General features: G+C 69.9%; 15 protein-coding genes and 2 pseudogenes. 11 read left to right on the top strand and 6 right to left on the bottom strand.

The features are described 5' to 3' along the window. Window positions 1–283: 283 nt before the first annotated feature. The 5 genes and pseudogenes from ACI2L1_RS39880 to ACI2L1_RS39900 form a co-directional block, all read left to right on the top strand. Window positions 284–1,249: an ABC transporter substrate-binding protein gene (locus ACI2L1_RS39880; protein ID WP_404744356.1), complete on the top strand. Its 966-nt coding sequence runs from the start codon at window positions 284–286 to the stop codon at window positions 1,247–1,249. Continuing rightward, window positions 1,246–2,019, top strand: a complete 774-nt coding sequence (locus ACI2L1_RS39885) for an ABC transporter permease (RefSeq protein ID WP_404744357.1) — start codon at window positions 1,246–1,248, stop codon at window positions 2,017–2,019. Before ACI2L1_RS39880 ends, ACI2L1_RS39885 begins: the two co-directional genes overlap by 4 nt. Beyond that, window positions 1,983–2,792, top strand: coding sequence for an ABC transporter permease (locus ACI2L1_RS39890; RefSeq protein ID WP_404744358.1), 810 nt, complete (start codon window positions 1,983–1,985; stop codon window positions 2,790–2,792). Before ACI2L1_RS39885 ends, ACI2L1_RS39890 begins: the two co-directional genes overlap by 37 nt. Window positions 2,793–2,816: 24 nt before the next feature. Further along, window positions 2,817–3,644 carry an ABC transporter ATP-binding protein gene (locus ACI2L1_RS39895; RefSeq protein WP_404744359.1) on the top strand — a complete coding sequence of 276 codons (828 nt, stop codon included), beginning with the start codon at window positions 2,817–2,819 and terminating at the stop codon, window positions 3,642–3,644. Between the two features lie 260 nt (window positions 3,645–3,904). Beyond that, window positions 3,905–4,573, top strand: a pseudogene (locus tag ACI2L1_RS39900) (response regulator); the annotation flags it as partial. A 76-nt stretch (window positions 4,574–4,649) separates the two neighbouring features. On the opposite strand, the gene ACI2L1_RS39905 reads toward ACI2L1_RS39900, so the two are convergent. Beyond that, window positions 4,650–5,852, bottom strand: coding sequence for a sensor histidine kinase (locus tag ACI2L1_RS39905; protein WP_404744360.1), 1,203 nt, complete (start codon window positions 5,850–5,852; stop codon window positions 4,650–4,652). Between the two features lie 364 nt (window positions 5,853–6,216). On the opposite strand from ACI2L1_RS39905, the gene ACI2L1_RS39910 reads away from it, so the two are divergent. Further along, window positions 6,217–7,743, top strand: coding sequence for a subtype B tannase (locus ACI2L1_RS39910; RefSeq protein ID WP_404744361.1), 1,527 nt, complete (start codon window positions 6,217–6,219; stop codon window positions 7,741–7,743). Between the two features lie 293 nt (window positions 7,744–8,036). Next, entirely contained in the window at window positions 8,037–8,696 is a 660-nt protein-coding gene (locus tag ACI2L1_RS39915; protein ID WP_404744362.1) for an MSMEG_1061 family FMN-dependent PPOX-type flavoprotein, read from the top strand. 47 nt (window positions 8,697–8,743) lie between these two features. On the opposite strand, the gene ACI2L1_RS39920 is transcribed toward ACI2L1_RS39915, so the two are convergent. Genes ACI2L1_RS39920 through modA form a run of 3 tightly spaced genes read right to left on the bottom strand, consistent with a single transcriptional unit; the run spans window position 8,744 to window position 11,486 of the window. Further along, window positions 8,744–9,820 (bottom strand): ABC transporter ATP-binding protein, encoded by a 1,077-nt coding sequence (locus ACI2L1_RS39920; RefSeq protein WP_404744363.1) that lies wholly within the window; start codon window positions 9,818–9,820, stop codon window positions 8,744–8,746. Continuing rightward, on the bottom strand, window positions 9,817–10,671 hold the full coding sequence (modB, locus tag ACI2L1_RS39925) for a molybdate ABC transporter permease subunit (protein ID WP_404744364.1): 855 nt from the start codon (window positions 10,669–10,671) through the stop codon (window positions 9,817–9,819). The genes ACI2L1_RS39920 and modB overlap by 4 nt, the downstream gene beginning before the upstream one ends. Then, window positions 10,668–11,486 (bottom strand): molybdate ABC transporter substrate-binding protein, encoded by an 819-nt coding sequence (modA, locus tag ACI2L1_RS39930; protein ID WP_404744365.1) that lies wholly within the window; start codon window positions 11,484–11,486, stop codon window positions 10,668–10,670. Before modA ends, modB begins: the two co-directional genes overlap by 4 nt. 297 nt (window positions 11,487–11,783) lie before the next feature. Between modA and ACI2L1_RS39935 the strand changes: the two genes are divergently transcribed. Beyond that, a complete protein-coding gene (locus tag ACI2L1_RS39935; RefSeq protein ID WP_404744366.1) occupies window positions 11,784–12,266 on the top strand; it encodes a molybdopterin-dependent oxidoreductase in 483 nt (160 codons plus the stop codon). A 637-nt stretch (window positions 12,267–12,903) separates the two neighbouring features. Further along, a complete protein-coding gene (locus ACI2L1_RS39940; protein WP_404744367.1) occupies window positions 12,904–14,079 on the top strand; it encodes a pyridoxal phosphate-dependent aminotransferase in 1,176 nt (391 codons plus the stop codon). Between the two features lie 64 nt (window positions 14,080–14,143). Here the strand turns inward: ACI2L1_RS39940 and katG are convergent, their stop codons facing one another. Continuing rightward, window positions 14,144–16,357: a catalase/peroxidase HPI gene (katG, locus tag ACI2L1_RS39945; RefSeq protein WP_404744368.1), complete on the bottom strand. Its 2,214-nt coding sequence runs from the start codon at window positions 16,355–16,357 to the stop codon at window positions 14,144–14,146. Between the two features lie 24 nt (window positions 16,358–16,381). Next, window positions 16,382–16,828 carry a Fur family transcriptional regulator gene (locus tag ACI2L1_RS39950; RefSeq protein ID WP_404744369.1) on the bottom strand — a complete coding sequence of 149 codons (447 nt, stop codon included), beginning with the start codon at window positions 16,826–16,828 and terminating at the stop codon, window positions 16,382–16,384. Window positions 16,829–16,987: 159 nt separating this feature from the next. Here ACI2L1_RS39950 and ACI2L1_RS39955 point away from each other — a divergent pair, with 159 nt between their 5' ends. Together ACI2L1_RS39955 and ACI2L1_RS39960 are read left to right on the top strand one after the other, a co-directional pair. Next, window positions 16,988–21,187: a molybdopterin-dependent oxidoreductase gene (locus ACI2L1_RS39955; protein WP_404744370.1), complete on the top strand. Its 4,200-nt coding sequence runs from the start codon at window positions 16,988–16,990 to the stop codon at window positions 21,185–21,187. Window positions 21,188–21,235: 48 nt separating this feature from the next. After that, a pseudogene (locus ACI2L1_RS39960) lies at window positions 21,236–21,484 on the top strand (hypothetical protein); the annotation flags it as partial. Between the last annotated feature and the right edge of the window lie 99 nt (window positions 21,485–21,583).

The raw sequence follows: 21,583 nt of genomic DNA on the forward strand, positions 1-21,583 counted from the left end.
CCGTTCCGTGGCCCGTCCCGGCCGGCGGGTCCGCTCGGACTGTCCTGACAACCCGATCCCTCTCCGTGCCCCGTACGGCTGTGACCGTACCCCTCCCGCGTCGTGCGGCAGTTGCCGTACGGCCCAGTGACGGTGCCCGGGGGATGTGCGGGTGAGCCGCGAACGACACCTTTGACACATCGAACTCGATGCCTTGTCTTGACCGTTCGTCTTTCTCCCTACCAAATTCCATTGCGCGCGGACCGGCCGGGAAAGTTCCGAAGCGGTCGCGGGAGGACAGAAAATGCAGCGCCTATTCGTCGGCATCGCCGCCGTCTCACTTCTGCTCGGGGCCACGGCCTGTGGATCGTCCGGAAATTCCGGCGGCTCCGCGTCAGAGAGCGGCGGTATCACCAACGTAAAGGTCGGAGTCATTCCGATCGTCGACGTGGCCCCGGTCTATCTCGGCCAGAAGAAGGGGATCTACAAGAAGTACGGTCTCAGTGTCTCGATGACCACGGCGCAGGGCGGCTCGGCCATCGTGCCGGGCGTGGTCAGCGGCCAGTTCCAGTTCGGTTTCAGCAACACGACGTCGCTGATGGTCGCTCAGAGCAACGGCGTACAGGTGAAGGCGGTCTCCAACGGCGTGGCCACCACCGGCGTGGACGGCCACGACTACGGCGCGCTGGTAGTCAAGAAGGGCAGTTCCCTCAAGTCCGCGAAGGACCTGGAGGGCAAGACGGTTGCCGTCAACACGCTGAACAACATCCTCGACACCTCGGTCCGTGAGTCCGTGCGCAAGGCCGGAGGTGACCCGTCGAAGGTGAAGTTCGTGGAGCTGGCCTTCGACCAGATGCCCGCCGCCCTGGAGAAGGGCCAGGTGGACGCCGCGATGGCGGTCGAGCCCGCGCTGACCACCATACTGAACCAGGGGGGCGTGGAGATCGCGTCACCCTACGTGGACGTGGCCAAGGACCTCACGGTCGCCATGTACTTCACCTCGCAGACGTACGCGAAGCAGAACCCCGAGGTGGTGACCAAGTTCCAGAAGGCCACCGCCGAAGCACTCACCTACGCGAACAGCCACCCGGACGAGGTCCGCGACATCGTCTCCACGTACACGGAGATCCCCGCCTCCGTCCTGTCGAAGGTGACACTGCCGAAGTGGCCGGAGGACATCAGCCGGTCCTCGGTGGAGACACTGGAGAAACTCGGCGAGCAGGACGGCCTGTTCAAGACCGCCCCGGACCTGGACGAGTTGCTGCCGTGAGAAGGCCGGACATCGCACTCGGAGCGGCGGGGCTCGCGACCTTCCTCGCCCTCGGCGAGGCTGTGCCACGGCTCGGCCTGGTCGACGCCGACTACTTCTCGCCGCCGAGCAGGATCGCCGGCGCGCTGGGCGGCGAACTCGGCGACGGCGCCTTCTGGTCGGCGCTCGGGGACACGTTGACCGGCTGGGTGATCGGCCTCGCGATGGCGTCGGGCGCGGCCGTCCTCTGCGGCCTGCTCATCACCGTTGTGCCGTTGCTTCGCCAAGTGACGGCGTCCACGATCGAGTTCCTGCGTCCCATCCCGTCCGTGGCACTGATCCCGCTGGCCCTGCTGCTGTACGGCACCGAACTGCGCTCGGTCCTTGTGCTGGTGGTGTACGCGTCGTTCTGGCAGGTGCTCATCCAGGTGCTGTACGGCGTCCAGGACGTGGACCCCGTCGCCGACGAGACGGCACGGTCGTACGGACTCGGGACCTGGGCGCGCATCAGGCACGTGACCTGGCCGACGGCCCTGCCCTACGTCATGACCGGGATCCGGCTCGCCGCGGCGGTCGCCCTGGTGCTCGCCATCACGGCGGAACTGGTCATCGGAGCACCTGGACTGGGGTCGCTGATCGCGGTCGCCCAGGCGTCGCAGGCCGTGCCCGACATGTACGCGCTGATCATGGTGACCGGAGCCCTGGGGCTCCTGATCAACCTGGGCGCCCGAGCGGTGGAACGGCGGGCGCTGGCATGGCACCAGTCCGTCCGCGGAGAGGTCGCCCTGTGAGAGTGCTGACCCGACAGGTGCTGCTCGCGGTCGGCCTGCCCGCGGTCCTGCTGGGACTGTGGTGGGTCGCGTCGGACGGGAGCACCGACCCGTTCTGGCCGCCGCTGCGCACGATCCTGAGGACCTTCCCCTCGGTGTGGACCGGCGAACGCCTGCGGACCGACCTGCTGCCCAGCGTGCTGCGCCTGGCCGTCGGTTACACGCTCGCCGGCGTCGTGGGCGTCGGCCTGGGCACCCTCATCGGTTCGCACCGCGGGGTGCGGGCCTTCTGCGAGCCTGTGCTGGAGTTTCTGCGGGCCGTGCCACCCCCGGTGCTGGTGCCCGTGATCATGCTGTTCGCAGGCATCGGCGACACGATGAAGATCTTGGTGATAGCGAGCGGCTGTGTCTGGCCGATCCTGCTCAACACGGTGGAGGGCGTGCGCGCGGTCGACTCGGTCATGCTGGAGACGGCGCTTTCGTATCACATCGGCGGAGCCGGGCGGCTGCGCCACGTGGTGCTGCGCTCGGCGAGTCCACAGATCGTCGCCGGTCTGCGCCAGGCCCTCTCCGTCGGCATCATCCTCATGGTGATCAGCGAGATGTTCGCGGCGAACAACGGCATCGGCTTCACCGTGGTGCAGTTCCAGCGCAGTTTCGCCATCCCGGACATGTGGACCGGGATCCTGCTCCTGGGCCTGCTCGGATTCCTGCTCTCCCTCGTCTACCAGTTCGCCGAGCGCCGCGTGCTCGGCTGGTACCACGGCCTGCGCGCGTCCAACCGGCGGTCGTGAGTGAACATTCCGAAAGGGCGAACCATGCTCGACGTACGTGGCCTGAGGAAGACCTATCAGGGGTCCGGCCGGCAGGTGGAGGCGGTCCGCGATCTCACTTTCACGGTGAAGGCCGGTGAACTCGTCTGTCTCGTGGGCCCGTCGGGCTGCGGCAAGACGACCCTTCTGAAGTGCATGGGTGGACTGCTCAGCCCGTCCGCGGGACAGGTGCTCCTCGACGGCGAACCGGTGACCGGGCCGCCGCCCGGAATGGCCATCGTCTTCCAGGAGTACGGGCGCAGCCTCTTCCCGTGGATGAGGGTCGGGGACAACGTCGGCCTTCCCCTGAGACAGAAGGGGATCCCGAAGGCGAAACGCCGGGAGCTGGTCACCGACGCCCTGCGGTCGGTGGGGCTCCCGGACGCCGCCGACGCCTATCCGTGGCAGTTGTCCGGGGGCATGCAGCAGCGCGTGGCGATCGCCCGTGCACTGGCCTACGAGCCCCAAGTCCTCCTGATGGACGAGCCGTTCGCGGCGGTCGACGCGCAGACCCGCGCCGACCTGGAGGACCTGGTGCGGGCCCTGTGGCAGGAGCGCGGGATCACCATCCTGTTCGTCACGCACGACGTCGACGAGGCGGTCTACCTCGGCGAGCGGGTGATCGTCCTCTCCGCCTCACCGACTGTCGTGCAGGACGAGCTCCGGATCGATCTGCCCGACGAACGGGATCAACTGCACACGCGGGTAGCCCCTCGCTTCACCGAACTGCGGACCCACGTCTACGAGCAGATCCAGGCGGCGAAGCGAGCCGTCAGGGCGGACACGTCCACGACGTCGGCCGCATCGGCCGCCAACGGGCATCCGGCCGGCTGAGCCTGGCCGAGGGTCCTCCCGATCGCCGCCGCCGTACCGGCACCTGGGTGGGCGGTGGCGGCGAGGGCCGGCAGAACGGGGCCCGGCTGCGCGCGACGGGCCCCGCGTCGCGGCGATGCACGGGCCTTCAGGGGGCCGGACCGCGCTGTGCGAGCGTCTCGTGGGCCGGGTGACCGCCGGTGAAAGACCGGCGCGAACGCCATCACACGACCACCACCGCACCCGGAGACGGACTCTCCGTTTTGCCGTAGGGTGACGGCATGAACGACGCCGCGATCCGAGTGGTCATCGCCGACGACCAAGCCCTGTTGCGGGGTGGATTCCGCATTCTGATCGACTCGGCCGACGACCTGGAGGTGGTGGGAGAGGCCGAGACGGGCCGCGAGGCCGTCGAGGTCGTCCGCCGCACCGCACCGGATGTCGTGCTGATGGACATCCGCATGCCGGAGCTGGACGGTCTGGCGGCTACGCGGGAGATCGTCGCGGATCCGGATCTGGCCGGCGTCCGCATCGTGATCCTCACCACCTACGAAGTGGACGAGTACGTCCTTCAGGCCCTGCGGGCCGGGGCGTGCGGCTTTCTGGGAAAGGGGATGCGCCCCGCGGAACTGCCGGAGTCCATCCGGGTCGCGGCGCGTGGCGAGGCACTGCTGTCGCCCAAGGCCACCCAGACGTTGATCACGAGGTACCTCACGCTGCCCGGCGGACCGCCGCCCGCCCTGCCGGGGGAACTGGCCGAACTCACCGACCGTGAGCGGGAGATCATGGCGCTGGTGGCCGAGGGGCTGTCCAATGAGGTGATCGCCGGCCACCTGGTCATCTCCCGCCAGACCGTCCGCACCCATGTGCACCGCGCCATGGCCAAACTCGGAGCCCGGGACCGGGCTCAACTCGTGGTGATCGCCTACCGGACGGGGCTCGTCCGCCCCGCGGCCGCGGACCAGTACCCGGACCGCGAACGCTCTCCCGGAAGGGTCCCGCCGCTCGCGGTGCCGGAGCCGGGGTTCAGGGCTTCGTCTGCGGCGCGGGAAGGAACGCGTCCACGCTGAACTCCTCGCGGCCCGCCTCGACATCGAGGCGACCGCCGACGGAGGCGGCCCGCTCGCGCAGACCGAGCAGGCCACGACCGGTGCCCCGGAACTCCGGAGGAGGTACCGAGGACGGCAGGGAGGAGTCCCGTCCTTCCTCACTGCCGGTCACCGGGTTGACCAACGTGATCCGGAGCCCGTGTGCGCCGTAGGACAAGCGGACCGTGGCGGTCCGGGGTGTGGCGTACTTGAGCGCGTTCGTCAGCGACTCCTGGATGATGCGGTAGCCGGCCATACTGACGGCCGGACTCAGACTGGCGCTCCTTCCACCGCGTCGGATGTCTATCGCCAGGCCGGCGGCCCGGAAGCCGTCGAGGAGATCGTCGAGGCGGTCGAGGGTGGGCATGGGCTCCGTCGGGGGCACCTCGTCACCGGGCTGGCGCAGAACGGTCAGCATGGTGCCGAGTTCGGCGAGCGCGGTGCCGCTCGCCGTGATGACGTGCTCGATGGCCGCTTCGGCCGCGTCGGGCTGCCGGCGCAGCAGGTGGACGGCCGCTCCGGCCTGGAAGTTGATCACCGTGATGCTGTGGGCCACGATGTCGTGCAGGTCGCGGGCGATACGCAGGCGCTCCTCGGCCACCCGCCGGCGCGCCTCCACCTCCCGGGTCCGTTCGGCACGCACGGCGCGGTCCTTGATGGCCTGGATGTAGGCGCGGCGGTTTCTGGTGGCATCACCGATGGCGGTGGCCGCGCCGAGCCATGCGATCAGGAAGAGGTTGGCCGGGTCGAAGAGGTGACTTCCCGTCACAAGGAGCGTGCAGATCTGGACGATGATCGCGGTGACCGTGCCGGTGATCAGAGCGCGGGTGCGCGGGGCCGCCACGGCAGCGGAGTACAGGGCCACCAGACAGCACACGATTCCGGGCCCCGGCTCCCTCATCCACAGCAGGGCGACAAGGAAGCTGCCGGTCGTCGCCGCGAGCGCGGCCAACGGCATACTCCGGCGCACCGTCAGCGGCCCTGCCGAAAACAGGGCGAGCAGCGTCTCGGGCACCATGGAGGTGCCCTCGCCGTGGAATCCCGGGAGAATGCCGGCCATACAGACAGCGGCAAGCAACCCATCGGCGACGAACGGGTTGCTGCCGTACGCCCGGCCGCGGATTCCGTCCAGCGCACTCACCACCGCCGGACTCCGGCCGGTATTTTCCCGCAACAGGGCGCGCCCACACAGTTCATGCGGTTCACGGTACGCGCCGGGTATCGGAGCGGGCCCGGCCGCCGGTTCACCATACGCTGACCCACGTATGCCGAGCGGAACGATACGGCGGACGCCGTATGCGCGGGAGACGGTAATCAGGGGACGCGCGCACCCGTTTCAGAGGGAAGTCTGAACACATCGCATCGCGGCGACTGTATCGCCCGATTTTGATCCGGCGCGGCTCTCGTTGTCAGGAAAAGCACAGAGCCAGCTGATTCGCCACGTCGAGGAGTGCCGCCCGCTGTCAAAAGCTCACCCAAACCCGCACCCTGAGAAGGATGATGATGTGAAGCGCCGAATATTCCTTTCCGGCATGGCCGCCACCGCCGCAGGAGCGACCACCGTTTGGTACTACGGCGGAACGCAGGGCGCGGCGGCGTCGACCGGACACGCGCTGACGTTCCCCAAGGACTCGTACACGACGGAGACGAAGACCGTCACGACGGCCGACGGCACCGAGAAGAGCGTCACCTACCGGCTCTGGCAGGACATCGTCTACGTCTCCAAGCCCGTGGACGAGACCTACCAGAGCCTCAAGGTCCAGGAGCCGGTGGAGATCGACGGGAAGACCATCGACGCATCCCGTGCTCCGATCTTGTTCCACATCCCGATCAGCGGCTTTTCCTCCGGCACGGCCTCAGGCGGCCGCCTCCCCACCGCGATCCCCTCCGCGAGCGACGGCGCCTCGCCCGCCCCCGTCCCCAGGCCGCCCGGGGTGGTCGACCCGGGCCGCAACGCGGACCTGGCCCTCGCCGCGGGCTATGTCGTGGTCACCTCGGGGGCCCGTGGACGGGACAACGTCAAGGACGGCACGTACTACGGCAAGGCTCCCGCCGGCATCGTCGACCTCAAAGCCGCACTGCGGTACGTCCACAGGAACAGGAACGTGCTGCCCGGCAACCCGGACAAGATCATCACCAATGGCAGCAGCGCCGGAGGCGCCTTCTCCTCGCTGCTGGGCGCCTCGGCGGGCAGCTCGCTGTTCGACCCCTACCTCCGGGAGATCGGCGCGGCCGAGGCGAGCGACGCGGTGTTCGCCTCCGCCTGCTTCTGCCCGATCATCGACCTGGGCAACGCCGACAAGGCTTACGAGTGGATGTTCGGCTCAGCCGAGCTGTCCGGCGAACTGGTCGACCAGACGGCCTCGAAGCAGCTGACCGCGCAGTTCGTCGCATACCAGGAGTCGCTCGGCGTCCATGGCGTCAACCGGTTCGGCCGGGTGACAGCCGCCAACTACGACAGGTACCTGCTGGAGACCTATCTGCGACCGGCCGCGACCAGCCATCTGCGGTCCCTCTCCGACTCCGACCGGACGACCTACCTCACCGACAACCCGTTCATCACCTGGTCGGCCAACAGGGCGTCCTTCACCTGGGACGGATTCATCGCACACGTGGGCCGGTCCCGGCCCGTGCCCGCGTTCGACAGCAAGGACATGACAGGAGCAGAGCCGGGTTACTTCGGCGACGAGACCCACAACACCCGGCACTTCACCAACTTCGGCCTGCGGTACGCGACCGGCGACAGGACCGCCACGATCGACAGCGACCTCCCGCACAAGGTCACCCTGGTCAACACGATGCACTACCTGGAGAGGCGCAACCCACGGCGGGCGAGGAACTGGTGGCTGCGGATCGGCACCAGCGACACCACGCACTCCCTGACCGCGATCACCAACCTCGCCCTCAAGACGCGGAACCTCGGCGACGACGTCAATCTCAAGATGTACTGGGACGGCGGCCACGGCGCCAACGACGACCCGGGCGACATGATCAAGTGGCTGGGCGAGATCACCGGCTACACCATCGGGTAGCACCGCATCGGCACCCGGCCGTACGACAGAGCAGAGAGCTCACGACCTGCGAGACACGCAGGCGGTGTACAGGGGCCCGGGCCCCCTTCGCCGTCGCCGATGAGTGCGCGCAGGGTGCGGATAGGTCGGACTTGGTCCCCCGGTCACGGTGAAGCAGGCGGACAGGGGGGCTTGGATGCCCTGCTCCCCGACTCCAACGCGTGCGCGTTCCAGCCGCGGGCTTCCAGACCGGCGCGGACCACGGCCGCGATGTCGGCCATGGGCGCAGGGTTCGGACCATTAGTGTCGGGAGCATGATGACACCCCTCGCCGGCAGTGCCTTCGACTTGCTCCGCCTCGACGCCGTGTCCGACCAGGATGCGCTGCGCCGGGTCTACGACCTCCCCGGCGCCGCCGCCAAGCGCAAGCAGATGACCGAACTCACCGAACAGACCCGGCGGTTGATCGGATGCTCAGCACTGGTCCTGGTCGCCAGCGCGGACGCCGAGGGCAACTGTGACGTCTCCCCGCGCGGTGGCCCCGCCGGATTCGTCGCCGTCCTGGACTCACGGACGGTGGCGATACCGGACGCGACCGGCAACAAGCGGCTCGACACCCTGCAGAACGTCATCGCCACCGGACGGGCCGGGCTGCTGTTCGTCATCCCGGGGCGCACCACGACGCTCAGGGTGAACGGCCGGGCCTGCGTCTCCACCAGCCCGGAGCTGCTGTCGCAGCTGACCGCCGTGGGCAAGCCGCCGGCCAGTGCGCTGGTGGTGGGGATCGAGGAGGTCTACCCGCACTGCCCCAAGTCGCTGCTGCGCAGCGGAGCCTGGAAGCCGGAGCAGTGGCTGCCGGCCGACGCCCAGCCGACCTCGGCCGAGGTGACGCTGGCCCAGCTGCGGATGCCGGAGCTGACGATCGCCGACATCGAGCAGACGGAGGCGGATTCACTGAAGTACCGGTACGAGTGACGGGCGGGCCCGCGAGGTGAACCACCAGCGGACCCGCAACCCGTCGTTCACGCCGGATAGGCGTGTGTCTGTGTCGCCTTGACCGTGGCCCATACGGTGGCCCCGGGATGCAGGTCCAGTTCGGCGGCGGCGATGGTGGTGAGGTCGGCGGCGAGCGGGAGTCGGCCGGTCAGGGCGGCGCGGATCTGTTCGCCGTGGGTTTCCAGTCCGCTCACTTCGCAGCGCCAGAGGTTGCGGGCGCTGGAACTGGTGGGGCGGTCGCGGTGGAGGGTGACGGCGCTCGGCGGGAAGGCGACGAAGACGGGGCCGGTGAGGTCTTCCGTGGTGGTGACCTCGGCTCCGCCCTCGACCTTGACGGTGTGTCGCTCCGCCACGCCCCGGTAGAGGTTGAGGCCGACCAGATGGGCGATGTAGTCGGTGCGGGGGTGACGGGCGATGTGCGCCGGGGTGCCCTGCTGGACGATCCGGCCGTCCTCGATGACGACGAGACGGTCGGCCAGGACCATGGCGTCCAGGGGGTCGTGCGTGACGAGGACGGCGACGGCCTCGAACTCGGCGAGATGGTGGCGGAGTTGGGCGCGGACGTCGAGGCGGGTGCGGGCGTCCAGGGCGGCGAGAGGCTCGTCGAGAAGGAGCAGACGGGGATGCGTGGCCAGGGCGCGGGCGAGGGCGACGCGCTGGGCCTGACCGCCCGACAGACGGCGGGGTTTGACGGACGCATGGGCGGACAGGTCCATGCGCTCCAGCCATACGGCGGCCTGCGCACGGGCCTCCGCCTTGCTCGCCCCGTGGCAGCGCGGGCCGAAGGCCACGTTGTCGAGCGCGGTCAGGTGGGGGAAGAGGAGGTAGTCCTGGAAGACGACCCCGACGGGGCGGGACTCCGGTGGCGTACGGTCCAACGCGGCACCGTCCAGGCGCAGATGACCGTCGGACAGCGGGACGAGTCCGGCGAGGGCGCGCAGGGCGGTGGTCTTGCCGGCGCCGTTGGGGCCGAGAAGGGCGACCACGTCACCGGGCGCGGCGGTGAGGGCGACGTCGAGGCGGAAGGAGCCGCGCTCGACCACGAGACGGGCGTCGAGGCCGTCCGGCGCGGTGTCGTCACGGACGTCGGGGATACCGGTCATGAGGTGGTCATCCAGCGGTCGCGCAGTCCGGCCAGGACCGCGATGGAGACGGCGAGCAGGACCAGGCTGAGGGCGATCGCCGACTCGGGGTCGTTCTGGAGGGCGAGGTAGACGGCCAGGGGCATGGTCTGGGTGCGGCCGGGGAAGTTGCCGGCGAACGTGATCGTCGCGCCGAACTCGCCCAGCGCGCGGGCCCAGGCCAGCACCGCGCCGGCCGCGATACCGGGGGCGATGAGGGGCAGGGTGACGCGGCGGAACGCGGTGAAGCGGGAGGCGCCCAGTGTGGTGGCGGCCTCCTCGTAGCGGGGATCGGCGGCGCGCAGGGTGCCCTCGACACTGATGACGAGGAACGGCATCGCCACGAAGGCCTCCGCGATCACGACTCCGGTGGTGGTGAAGGGGAGCGTGAGACCGAACCAGGAGTCCAGCCACTTGCCGACGACGCCGTTGCGGCCCAGTGCCATGAGGAGGGCGACACCGCCGACCACCGGGGGCAGCACCAACGGCAGCGTCACCAGGGCCCGTACGAGACCGCGGCCGGGGAAGTCCACGCGGGCCAGCAGCCAGGCCAGGGGAACCCCGACGACCAGGCTGACCGCGGTCGCCGCCGTCGCGCACAGCAGGGAGAGCTGGAGCGCCTGCCACACCTCGGAGCTGGTCAGCAGGCCGGGCATGCTGCGCCAAGGGGCCCTGATCAGCAGGGCGATGAGGGGCAGGGTGAGGAACGTCAGGCCGATCAGGGCGGGGACGAGCAGGGGCAGTGGCGCACCGCCCCTGAGGACACGGCGGCGCCGCGGGCCACCGGAGAGGGTGTCCGCGGCGTCGGCATGGCCCGGGGATCGGAGGGTCACGGCTGGAGGAACCCGGCCGCGGTCAGGACCCTCTGGCCCTCGGCGGACTGCACCAGCGCCATGAACGCCTTCGCGGTCCCGGTGTTCTTCGACTCCTTGAGCAGGGCGATGGGGTAGTCGTTGATGGCATCGGCGGACTCGGGGAACTCCACGCCCTCCACCTTGTCACCGGCCGCCTTCACATCGGTCTTGTAGACGACCGCCGCGTCGGCCTCCTTCAACACCACCTTGTTGAGGGCGGACTTGACGTCCTCCTCGTAGGAGACCGGGGTGAGCTTCAGTTTGCTCGCGGTCAGGGCCTTCTCGGCTGCGGCGCCACAGGGCACCGTCTTGTCGCAGAGCACGACCTTCAGGTCCTTGTCGGTGAGGTCCTTGAGGGAGGCGACCTTGTCCGGGTTGCCGGGCAGGGTGGCGATCTCCAGCTGGTTGCGGACGAAGGTGGCCGGCGCGGTGGCGTTGTCCTTGGCGTCCGTGACGATCTTCATCGTCTTGGGGCTGGCTGAGGCGAACACGTCCGCCGGCGCCCCGCCCGTGATGCTCGCGGCGAGAGAGTCGCTGCCGCCGAAGCTGAAGGTGACCTTGGTGCCGGGGTGGGCCTTCTCGAAGTCCTTGCCCAGGGTCGTGAAGCTCTCCTTCAGGGAGGCCGCGGCGAAGACGGTGATGTCACCGGAGATCTTCGTGGAGGCCGAGGCCGAGGAGCCCGACTTGGCGGAGTCCGAGTCGTCGGAGGACGAGCAGGCGCTCAGGGCCAGCAGCGCGGCGGCGCCCAGGGCGGCCACCTGCACGGGCCGGCGGGTGCGCACAGTACGGGTCATCACGGATCCACTCCCTCAAGGTCCTGACGGACTCTGCGACAAACTCAACGGCCGACTCGCGGCTGACCAGCGCCACCACCCGGAAAGGTCCGGCCTGGATCTTCAGTGACGATCCCGTTCGGCGGTCTGTTTCCAGCCGTCGACCAGACGGTGTGCATACGTCGATCATAGTGACGCATATGCGAGGCGAAAGTCTCCTGTGTCATCGCATGAGCCGTAACCGTGATCTATCACGTTGGCATGTGCGTTTGTACGTGAGGGCTGTCCGGGTACGGGTCATCCGGGAGGTGGTAGCCCGTGAGCCAGACCCTCGCAGCTGCCCGTACGACCGCCGGACCCGCGGCGGAACTCGTCCTCACCGGCGATCTGGACCGCCCGGCCCGGCTGACGGTCCCCGACCTGCTGGCCTGGCCCCAGCACCGGGCCGAGGTCGCCTTCGAGTGCGCGACCAGCGGCGTCCAGCACCACACCTTCACCGGCCCGCTCCTGCACGACGTCCTCTCGGCCGCGCGCCCGGTCTTCGACCCGGCCCGACGCAAGGACCGCCTCCGCTTCCTGATCGCCGTCCGCGGCACGGACGGCCACCACACCCTGCTGTCCTGGGCGGAGATCGACCCCGACTTCGGCAGGGCCCCCGTCCTGCTCGCGGTCACCCTAGACAGCACACCCGTCGACCGCGCCGGTGCCCAGCTGGTGCTGCCCCAGGACCGCTGCGGCGCCCGCCACATCAGCGGCATCGACGCGATACGCGTGGACGGCGGCTACGCGGCGTGGCCCTGACAGCGACCCGAGGAACACGGTGAAGCCCGCCCCAGCACGAAGCTCCGTACGCCAGATGTACGGCCCTGGAGGCGGCCGGCCTGCGGCTGCGCACGTCCCGCACCTGGGCGGGTGACCCGGTACCGGAGACCTTGGACGGCACCGTCGCCCTGGTGGTGAGGGGCGGCCCGGCCGGTGTTCGGGGTGTGCCTGGGGTGCGCAACTGCTGGCGGTGGCGGCCGACATACTCGCCCCCGCTGCCGATGCCGGCGGCCGTGGCGGGTACGAGGCGTGGTGCGTGTGGGCGGTGCCTGGAGCGGTGGGCCGCTGGACGCCGGTGAGGCGGTCGAGATCTCCGCCGGGAGCACGGGCGGTGGTTCCGCTGGAGGAGGCCGAAGGGGCCGGTGCGCTGGTGAGGGGCTTGGTTCAGGCCGACGGCAGGCGGGGCGAGGGCTCCATGCTGCCGCGTCGGCCGGAGCACCCGGTGCGCCCGCTCGCGTGCGCCACCGGCCGCGATACGGCGGCTCGAACGCGGTCACATGCGGCGGCCGCGACCAGGTCCTCCCGTGCACGCTGGTGGCCCTGGCCGTGGTGGTCCACGCCGTGGCCGGCTTTGGCATCATTTCGACGACCCACCACACACCGGGAGGCCGGCCGCATGAGGATCTCGCAGCGCGCCCAGTCCGTCGCGCCCTTCTACGCGATGGAGTTCGGCAAGCACGCGGCGGCGCTGGAGGCCGAGGGGCACCACGTAGTCAAACTCAGCCTGGGGGAACCGGACTTCGGGGCGCCCCCGGCCGTGCTCGACGCGCTCCGGGAGACCGTGGGCAGCAGGCCCATGAGCTACACCGGGGCGCTCGGACTGCCCGAGCTACGGCAGGCGATAGCGCGGTTCTACGGCGATCAGCACGGAGTCGACGTCGATCCGGGCCGGGTCGTCGTGACCGCGGGGGCCTCGGCCGCGCTGGTGCTGGGCGCCGCCGCGCTCGTCGACCCGGGGGACGAGGTGCTCATCGCCGACCCGTCGTACCCCTGCAACCGGCAGATCGCCGAGAGCTTCGGGGCGCGGGTCACCCTGGTCCCCACCTCGGCCGGGTCCCGGTACCAGCTGGACACCGGCTCTGTACGGTCGTACTGGACGGACCGCACCCGCGGGATCATGGTCGCCAGCCCCTCCAACCCAACCGGCACCTCGGTACCGGCCGACGAGCTGGCCTCGATCTGCGAGCTCGCCCGGGAGCGGGACGCGTGGCGGATCGTCGACGAGATCTACCTCGACCTCGGCGACCACGACGAGCACGGGCGGCCGCCGCGCAGTGTGCTGTCGTACGACGATGAAGCCGTGGTGATCAACAGCTTCTCGAAGTACTTCGGGATGACCGGCTGGCGGCTGGGCTGGTGTGTGGTGCCCGAGGCGCTCGTGCCGGCGCTGGAGCGGCTGGCGCAGAACTACATGATCTGCGCCTCCACTCCCGCCCAGTACGCAGCGCTCGCGTGTTTCACGCCCGGGTCGCTCGCCGTGTGCGAGGAGCGGCGGGCCGAGTTCGGGCGGCGCAGGGAACTGGTCCTCGAAGGGCTTGAGCAGATCGGGCTGCCGGTGCCCGTGCCGCCCGACGGGGCGTTCTACGTCTACTTCGACGTCAGCGGCACCGGACTCACCTCGTGGGAGTTCTGCGGGCGGGCGCTGCGGGAGGCGCATGTCGCCCTCACGCCGGGGCGGGACTTCGGGGTGGGTACCGCCGAGACCCATGTACGGCTGTCCTACGCGGCCTCGGCCGACGAGCTGCGTGAGGGGATCGCGCGGCTCGGGAAGTTCGTGGCCACGCTCGCCTAGACATGGCACAGGGGCCGGTCCACGCGGACCGGCCCCTGCGTCGTTCAGTCGTTCGGACCAGATCTCAGACCAGGTCGAAGCGGTCCAGGTTCGAGACCTTGACCCACGCGTCGACGAAGTCCTTCACGAACTTCTCCTTGGCGTCGTCGCTCGCGTAGACCTCCGCGAGGGCGCGCAGCTCGGAGTTGGAGCCGAAGACCAGGTCGGCACGGGTGCCGGTCCACTTCAGCTTGCCGGTCTCCGCGTCGCGGCCCTCGAAGGCGGTCTGGTCCTGCGAGGTGGACTTCCACGTCGTACCCAGGTCGAGCAGGTTGACGAAGAAGTCGTTGCTCAGGACCCCCGGCCGGTCGGTGAAGACACCGTGCGCCGTGCCGCCCTGGTTGGCGCCGAGGACGCGCAGACCGCCGACGAGGACGGTCAGCTCGGGGGCGCTCAGCGTGAGCAGGTTCGCCTTGTCGAGCAGCAGGTACTCGGCCGGCAGACGGTTGCCCTTGCCCAGGTAGTTGCGGAAGCCGTCCGCGACCGGCTCCAGCGCGGCGAAGGACTCGACGTCGGTGTGCTCCTCGGTCGCGTCCACACGGCCCGGCGTGAAGGGGACCTCCACGTCGTAACCGGCGTCCTTGGCGGCCTTCTCGACCGCCGCGGCACCCGCGAGGACGATCAGGTCGGCCAGGGAGACCTTCTTGGCACCGGCGTTGAACTCGGCCTGGACACCCTCCAGGGCACGCAGCACCTGGGCGAGCTGCTCGGGGTCGTTGACCTCCCAGCCGCGCTGCGGCTCCAGGCGGATACGGGCGCCGTTGGCACCGCCCCGCTTGTCGCTGCCGCGGAAGGTGGACGCCGAGGCCCACGCGGTCGACACCAGCTGCGAGACCGTGAGGCCGGTCTCCAGGACCTTGGCCTTCAGGGCCGCGACGTCGGCGGCGTCGATGGTCTCGCCCTCGGCCTGCGGCAGCGGGTCCTGCCACAGCAGGGTCTCCGCCGGGACCTCCGGGCCGAGGTACAGGGACTTCGGGCCCAGGTCACGGTGGGTCAGCTTGTACCAGGCGCGGGCGAAGGCGTCCGCGAACTCGGCCGGGTTCTCGTGGAAGCGCTTCGAGATCTCGCCGTAGATCGGGTCGAAGCGCAGCGAGAGGTCGGTGGTGAGCATCGTCGGCAGCTTCTTGGAGTCGCTGTGGGCGTCGGGGATGATCGCCTCGGCGTCCTTGGCCACCCACTGGTTGGCGCCGGCGGGGCTCTGGGTGAGCTCCCACTCGTGGCCGAAGAGGATGTCGAAGAAGTCGTTGCTCCACTGGGTGGGCTTGGTGGTCCAGGTCACCTCAAGGCCGGAGGTGATCGCGTCGCCGCCCTTGCCGGAGGCGTAGGTGGACTTCCAGCCCAGGCCCTGGTCCGCCATGTCGGCGGCCTCGGGATCGTTGCCGACCGCGTCCGCCGGGCCGGCCCCGTGGGTCTTGCCGAAGGTGTGACCACCGGCGATGAGGGCGACGGTCTCCTCGTCGTTCATCGCCATCCGGCGGAAGGTCTCGCGGATGTCGCGGGCCGCGGCCAGCGGGTCCGGGTTGCCGTTGGGGCCCTCGGGGTTGACGTAGATGAGGCCCATCTGGACGGCGCCGAGCGGGTTCTCCAGCTCACGGTCGCCGGTGTAGCGCTGGTCGTCGAGCCAGGTGGTCTCGGGACCCCAGTACACGTCCTCGTCGGCCTCCCAGACATCGGCGCGACCGCCGCCGAAGCCGAAGGTCTCGAAGCCCATCGTCTCCAGGGCCACGTTGCCCGTGAGGATCATGAGGTCGGCCCAGGAGATGGACTGGCCGTACTTCTTCTTGACCGGCCACAGCAGACGGCGGGCCTTGTCCAGGTTGCCGTTGTCCGGCCAGCTGTTCAGCGGCGCGAAGCGCTGCTGGCCACGGCCGCCACCGCCGCGGCCGTCGCTGATGCGGTAGGTGCCGGCGCTGTGCCAGGCCATACGGATCATCAGCGGGCCGTAGTTGCCGAAGTCGGCCGGCCACCAGTCCTGCGAGGTGGTGAGCACCTCGGCGATGTCCCGTTTCACGGCGTCCAGGTCAAGGGCCTGGAAGGCCTCGGCGTAGTCGAAGTCCGCACCGAGCGGGTTCGCCACGACGGGGTCCTTGGCAAGGATCTTCAGGTTCAGTCGCTCCGGCCACCACTGGCGGTTGCCGCCGCCCTGGGTCGGGTGCGGGGCACGCCCGTGCGCGACCGGGCAGCCACCGGTGCCCTCGGTCTTGGCGTCGGTGACGATTGCGTCGGGGTTCTCAGACATTTCAGTCCTTCCGAACTGGGTGGATCACGGTGCTGAAGTAAGCCTTTGGGGAGAACAGTCGGGGCACAGGCCCCAGAAGATGACCTCGGCCTCGTCGATCGAGAAGCCGCGGTCGTCGGAAGCCGTCAGACAGGGCGCGTGACCGACGGCGCAGTCGACGTCGACGACGGCCCCGCACGACCGGCAGACCAGGTGATGGTGGTTGTCCCCGATCCGCCCCTCGAACCGCGCCGGGCTGCCGGGCGGCTCGATACGGCGCACGAGACCCGCCGCGGTGAGCGAGTGCAGGGCCTCGTACACGGCCTGGAGCGATATGTGGCCGAGACGGTCGCGCACTCCCGTGGCGATCGCGTCGGCCGCGAGGTGGTCACCGGTCCGAACGGTCTCGAGCAGTGCGACGCGCGCGGCCGTCACCCGCAGGCCGGCACCGCGCAGCTCGGCGGCGGTGTTCGGAAGCTGGGGGGCGGTCATGGACCCAACCTACCCCCACAAACACGAATGGTTCAAGAAATGGAACCGTTCCAAATCTGTGTCGCGTCGGATCGGGGCTCCGAGGGTGCTCACAAGAGTCCCTTGTCATGTGTGCGGGCGGTGTAACCCCTGATGAACGGCTCGGGAGACATCTGCGTAATGGGTGTTTCGTACGGTCGACGGAGATCGAATCGGTTGAGGTCAGGAGGCGTGCCCGTGGTGCGGACGGTCTGCTCGTACTGCGGAGTGGGCTGCGGCCTGGTCCTCGACATCGGTATCGGCCCGGACGGACGGCGTACGGTCCTGAAGGCGTCCGGTGACAAGGAGCACCCCGCCAACTTCGGCAAACTCTGCACCAAGGGCGCGACCACCGCCGACATGCTCGCGGCGCCCGGGCGCCTTGGCACGGCCCTGGTGCGTCCCGAGCGCGGCGAGGAGGCGGCGCCCGCCCCGGTGGCCGAGGCGATCAGCCGTACGGCCCGGCGGCTGCGGGAGATCATCGACGAGCACGGTCCCGACGCGGTGTCGCTCTATGTGTCCGGGCAGATGAGCCTGGAGGCCCAGTACCTGGCGAACAAGCTCGCCAAGGGGTTCGTGCGCACCAACCAGATCGAGTCCAACTCCCGGCTGTGCATGGCCAGCGCAGGTACCGGCTACAAGCTGTCGCTCGGCGCGGACGGTCCACCCGGCTCGTACCAGGACTTCGAGAAGGCCGACCTCTTCTTCGTCATCGGCTCCAACATGGCCGACTGCCATCCGATCCTGTTCCTCAGGATGATGGAGCGCGTGAAGGCGTCGGGCGCCAAGGTGATCGTCGTGGACCCGCGGCGCAGCGCCACCGCCGCCAAGGCCGACCTGTTCCTGCAGATCAAACCGGGCGCCGACCTCGCCCTGCTGAACGGCCTGCTGCACCTGCTGCACGCGAACGGCCACACCGACCCCGACTTCATCGCCGCCCACACCGAGGGCTGGGAGGCGATGCCGGAGTTCCTCGCCGACTACACGCCCGCCGCCGTGGCCGAGATGACGGGCCTCGCCGAGGACGACATCCGGGAGGCGGCGCGGCTCATCGGATCAGCCGGTGAGTGGATGAGCCTGTGGACCATGGGCCTCAACCAGTCCACGCACGGCACCTGGAACACCAACGCCCTGGTCAACCTGCACCTCGCCACGGGGGCCATCTGCCGCCCCGGTAGCGGCCCGTTCTCCCTCACCGGCCAGCCCAACGCCATGGGCGGCCGCGAGATGGGATACATGGGCCCGGGCCTGCCCGGTCAGCGGTCCGTCCTCGTCGACGAGGAGCGGGCCTTCATGGAGGACCTCTGGGAGCTGCCCCCCGACACCCTGCGCGCCGACGGCGTCGGCAAGGGCACCGTCGAGATGTTCCAGAAGATGGCCGACGGCGAGATAAAGGCCTGCTGGATCATCTGCACCAACCCGGTCGCCTCCGTCGCCAACCGCCGTACCGTCATCGAGGGACTGGAGGCCGCCGAGTTCGTCGTCACCCAGGACGTCTTCACCGACACCGAGACCAACGCCTACGCCGACGTCGTCCTGCCCGGCGCGCTGTGGACGGAGGGTGAGGGTGTCTTCGTCAACAGCGAGCGCAACCTCACGCTGACCCAGGCGGTGACCGACCCGCCCGGCGAGGCGATGGCGGACTGGCGGATCATCGCCGCCGTCGCGTGCGAGATGGGGTACGAGAAGGGATTCTCGTACGACAGCGCCGAGGACGTCTTCGACGAGATCAAGCAGGCCTGGAACCCGAAGACGGGCTGGGATCTGCGCGGGGTCTCCTACGAGCGGCTGCGGTCCACGCCGGTGCAGTGGCCGGCCGCGAGCGAGGACGGGCCCGACCGCAACCCGATCCGGTACGTGGGGGAGGACGGGTCGCTGAAGTTCCCCACGGCGAGCGGACGGGGCGTCTTCTACGCCCGGCCGCACATCCCGCCGGCCGAGATGCCGGACGACGACTATCCGTTCGTCCTGAACACCGGGCGGCTCCAGCACCAGTGGCACACGCTGACCAAGACGGCGAAGGTGGCGAAGCTCAACAAGCTGAACCCCGGGCCGTTCGTGGAGTTGCATCCGCAGGACGCGTCGGCGCTGGGTGTGGTCGACGGTGACTCCGTCGAGGTGGCCTCCCGGCGCGGCCGGGCCGTGCTGCCCGCCGTCGTGACGGACCGGGTGCGGCCGGGGTGCTGCTTCGCGCCCTTCCACTGGAACGACCTGTTCGGGGAGTACCTGAGCGTCAACGCGGTGACGAGCGACGCGGTGGATCCGCTGTCGTTCCAGCCGGAGTTCAAGGTGTGCGCGGTGTCGCTGACGAAGGTGGCGGTGCCGGTGACCTTGCGGTCTCCGGGGGCTGTGGTGGGCCCGGCATCGATTCCGGTCCCGGTTCCGGCAGTCGCGCCGCAGGTGACTGAGGTGGCACCCGTCGCGCCCACGGCGTCGTCCACGGCCGCGTCCGTCTTCGGCCTCGACCCGGCCCCGCCGCCCGTTCTCACCGCGCAGGAGCGTCAGTACCTGGTCGGCTTCCTCGCCGGGGTCCCGGCGGGTGCACCCGGGGTGCCGGTGCTGCCCCCCGACGCACCCTTCAGCCCCGAGCACGCTTTGTGGGTCAACGGCACACTCGCCGGGATGTACTCACGGGCGACGGCCACACAGACTTCGACCACACACTCGTCGGTCACGGTCCTGCGCCGTGAGGTCGTCATCCTCTGGGCCTCGCAGACCGGCAACGCCGAGGAGTTCGCGGCGGCCACCGCCGAGCGGCTCAGCACCGTCGGCCACAGCACCTCCCTGCTCGGCATGGACGAGGCCGACCTCGGCGCACTGCCGGCCGGTGCCGACCTGCTGCTGATCACCAGCACCTTCGGCGACGGCGACGCCCCCGACAACGGCAGCGGCTTCTGGGACACCCTGGCCGACCCCGGCACGGCCCGGCTGGAGGGCCGACGGTACGCCGTGCTGGCCTTCGGCGACTCGTCGTACGACGACTTCTGTGGGCACGGCCGCCGACTCGACCAGCGCCTGGACGAACTGGGCGCACTGCGCCTGGCCCCGCGCACGGACTGCGAACCGGACTTCGAGGACGCGGCGCACGGGTGGCTGGACCAGGTCCTGACGGCGCTGTCCGACACCCCGGCCGCCGACACCGGGGCCCCGGCCCCCACGGTGACCCGGGCGGCCCCTGCCATCTCCCCGGCCCTCCCCGCCGCCCCGCCCCGCCCGAAGAAGCCCGCCCCCGTCCTCGCCCGGCTCACCGGCAACCGCCTCCTGAGCCTGCCCGGCGCCGGCAAGGAGGTCCGCAGGTTCACCTTCGACACTCGGGACAGCGACAGTCCGCTCATGTACGAGGCGGGCGACGCCCTCGGCATCCGGCCGCTCAACTCGGTGGACCTGGTCCAGGAGTGGCTGGCCGTCACCGGTCTGGACGCCGGGGCCACGGTGGACGTGAACGGCGTCGGTGAGGTGCCGCTCGGCGAGGCCTTCCTGCGCCATCTGGACATCACGAAAATCACCCCCGGCCTGCTCCGGTTCGTAGCCGAACGCACCCGTGACCCAAGGGAGTTGAAGAAGCTCCTGCGTCCGGACAACAAGGACGAGCTCGCCAAGTGGGGCTGGGGCCGCCAAGCCGTGGACGTGATCACGGAGTACGGCGTCAAGGCCGCCCCGCAGGACTGGGCCCAGACCCTCGGGCGCCTCCAGCCGCGTCTGTACTCCATATCGTCCAGCCCGCTGACCGACCCGCACCTCGTCTCCCTGACCGTCTCCGTCGTGCGCTACGAGAACCTGCGCGGCAGGCCCCGCCAGGGCGTCTGCTCGCCTTTCCTCGCGGACGCCGCCGCGCACACCCCGGTGGCGGTCCACGTCCAGCCCTCCCCGCACTTCCGCCCGCCGGCCGACTCCGGCACACCCATGGTCATGGTCGGCCCCGGTACCGGCGTCGCCCCCTTCATCGGCTTCCTGGAGCAGCGCCGCGCCCTTGGCCAACGAGGCCCGAACTGGCTGTTCTTCGGCGAACAGCACAGGGCGACCGACTTCTACTACGAGGACGAGCTGACCGGCTTCCTGGCGGACGGCACGCTCACCCGCCTGGACACCGCCTTCTCCCGCGACCAGCGCACCAAGGTCTACGTCCAGGACCGGATGCGCGAACACGGGCCGCTGCTGTGGTCCTGGCTCCAGGACGGCGCCCACTTCTATGTGTGCGGAGACGCCTCCCGCATGGCGAAGGACGTCGACCAGGCGCTCAGGGACATAGCGGTCCTCCACGGCGGCCTGGACGAGGCGGGTGCGGCGGCCTATGTGAAGCAACTCGCCACGGACAAGCGCTATGTGCGAGACATCTACTGATCGAACCCATGGGCGGGCGCCCGGCCACACGTGGGAGTATCGGTCGCCATGAGAGCGTCCCCAGCGGTCCGGAGCCTGCGCGCGGCGGTGTTCGCCGCACTGTGCGTGCTGCTGGCCGCCGGGGGACACACGCTCGCGACCGGCATGGCCCCGCCGGTGTGGGCGCAGGCGGCCGGGTTCGCGCCGGTGTTCGCGGCCGGCTGGCTGCTCGGCGGCCGGGAACGCTCGCTCGGCGCCATCGGAGGAGCGACCCTCACGGCCCAGGGCGCACTGCACATGGCCTTCGGTGCGGCACGGTCGCCTGAGCTTGTTCCGCTTTGACGGACACCATCGGTGTGGTGGTCAGGCTGCGAGCGCGGTCTCATACTCGGCGGGACTGCGATAGCCGAGGCTGCT

The sequence above is a fragment of the Streptomyces sp. NPDC019531 genome (assembly GCF_044903305.1).
Taxonomy (GTDB): domain Bacteria; phylum Actinomycetota; class Actinomycetes; order Streptomycetales; family Streptomycetaceae; genus Streptomyces.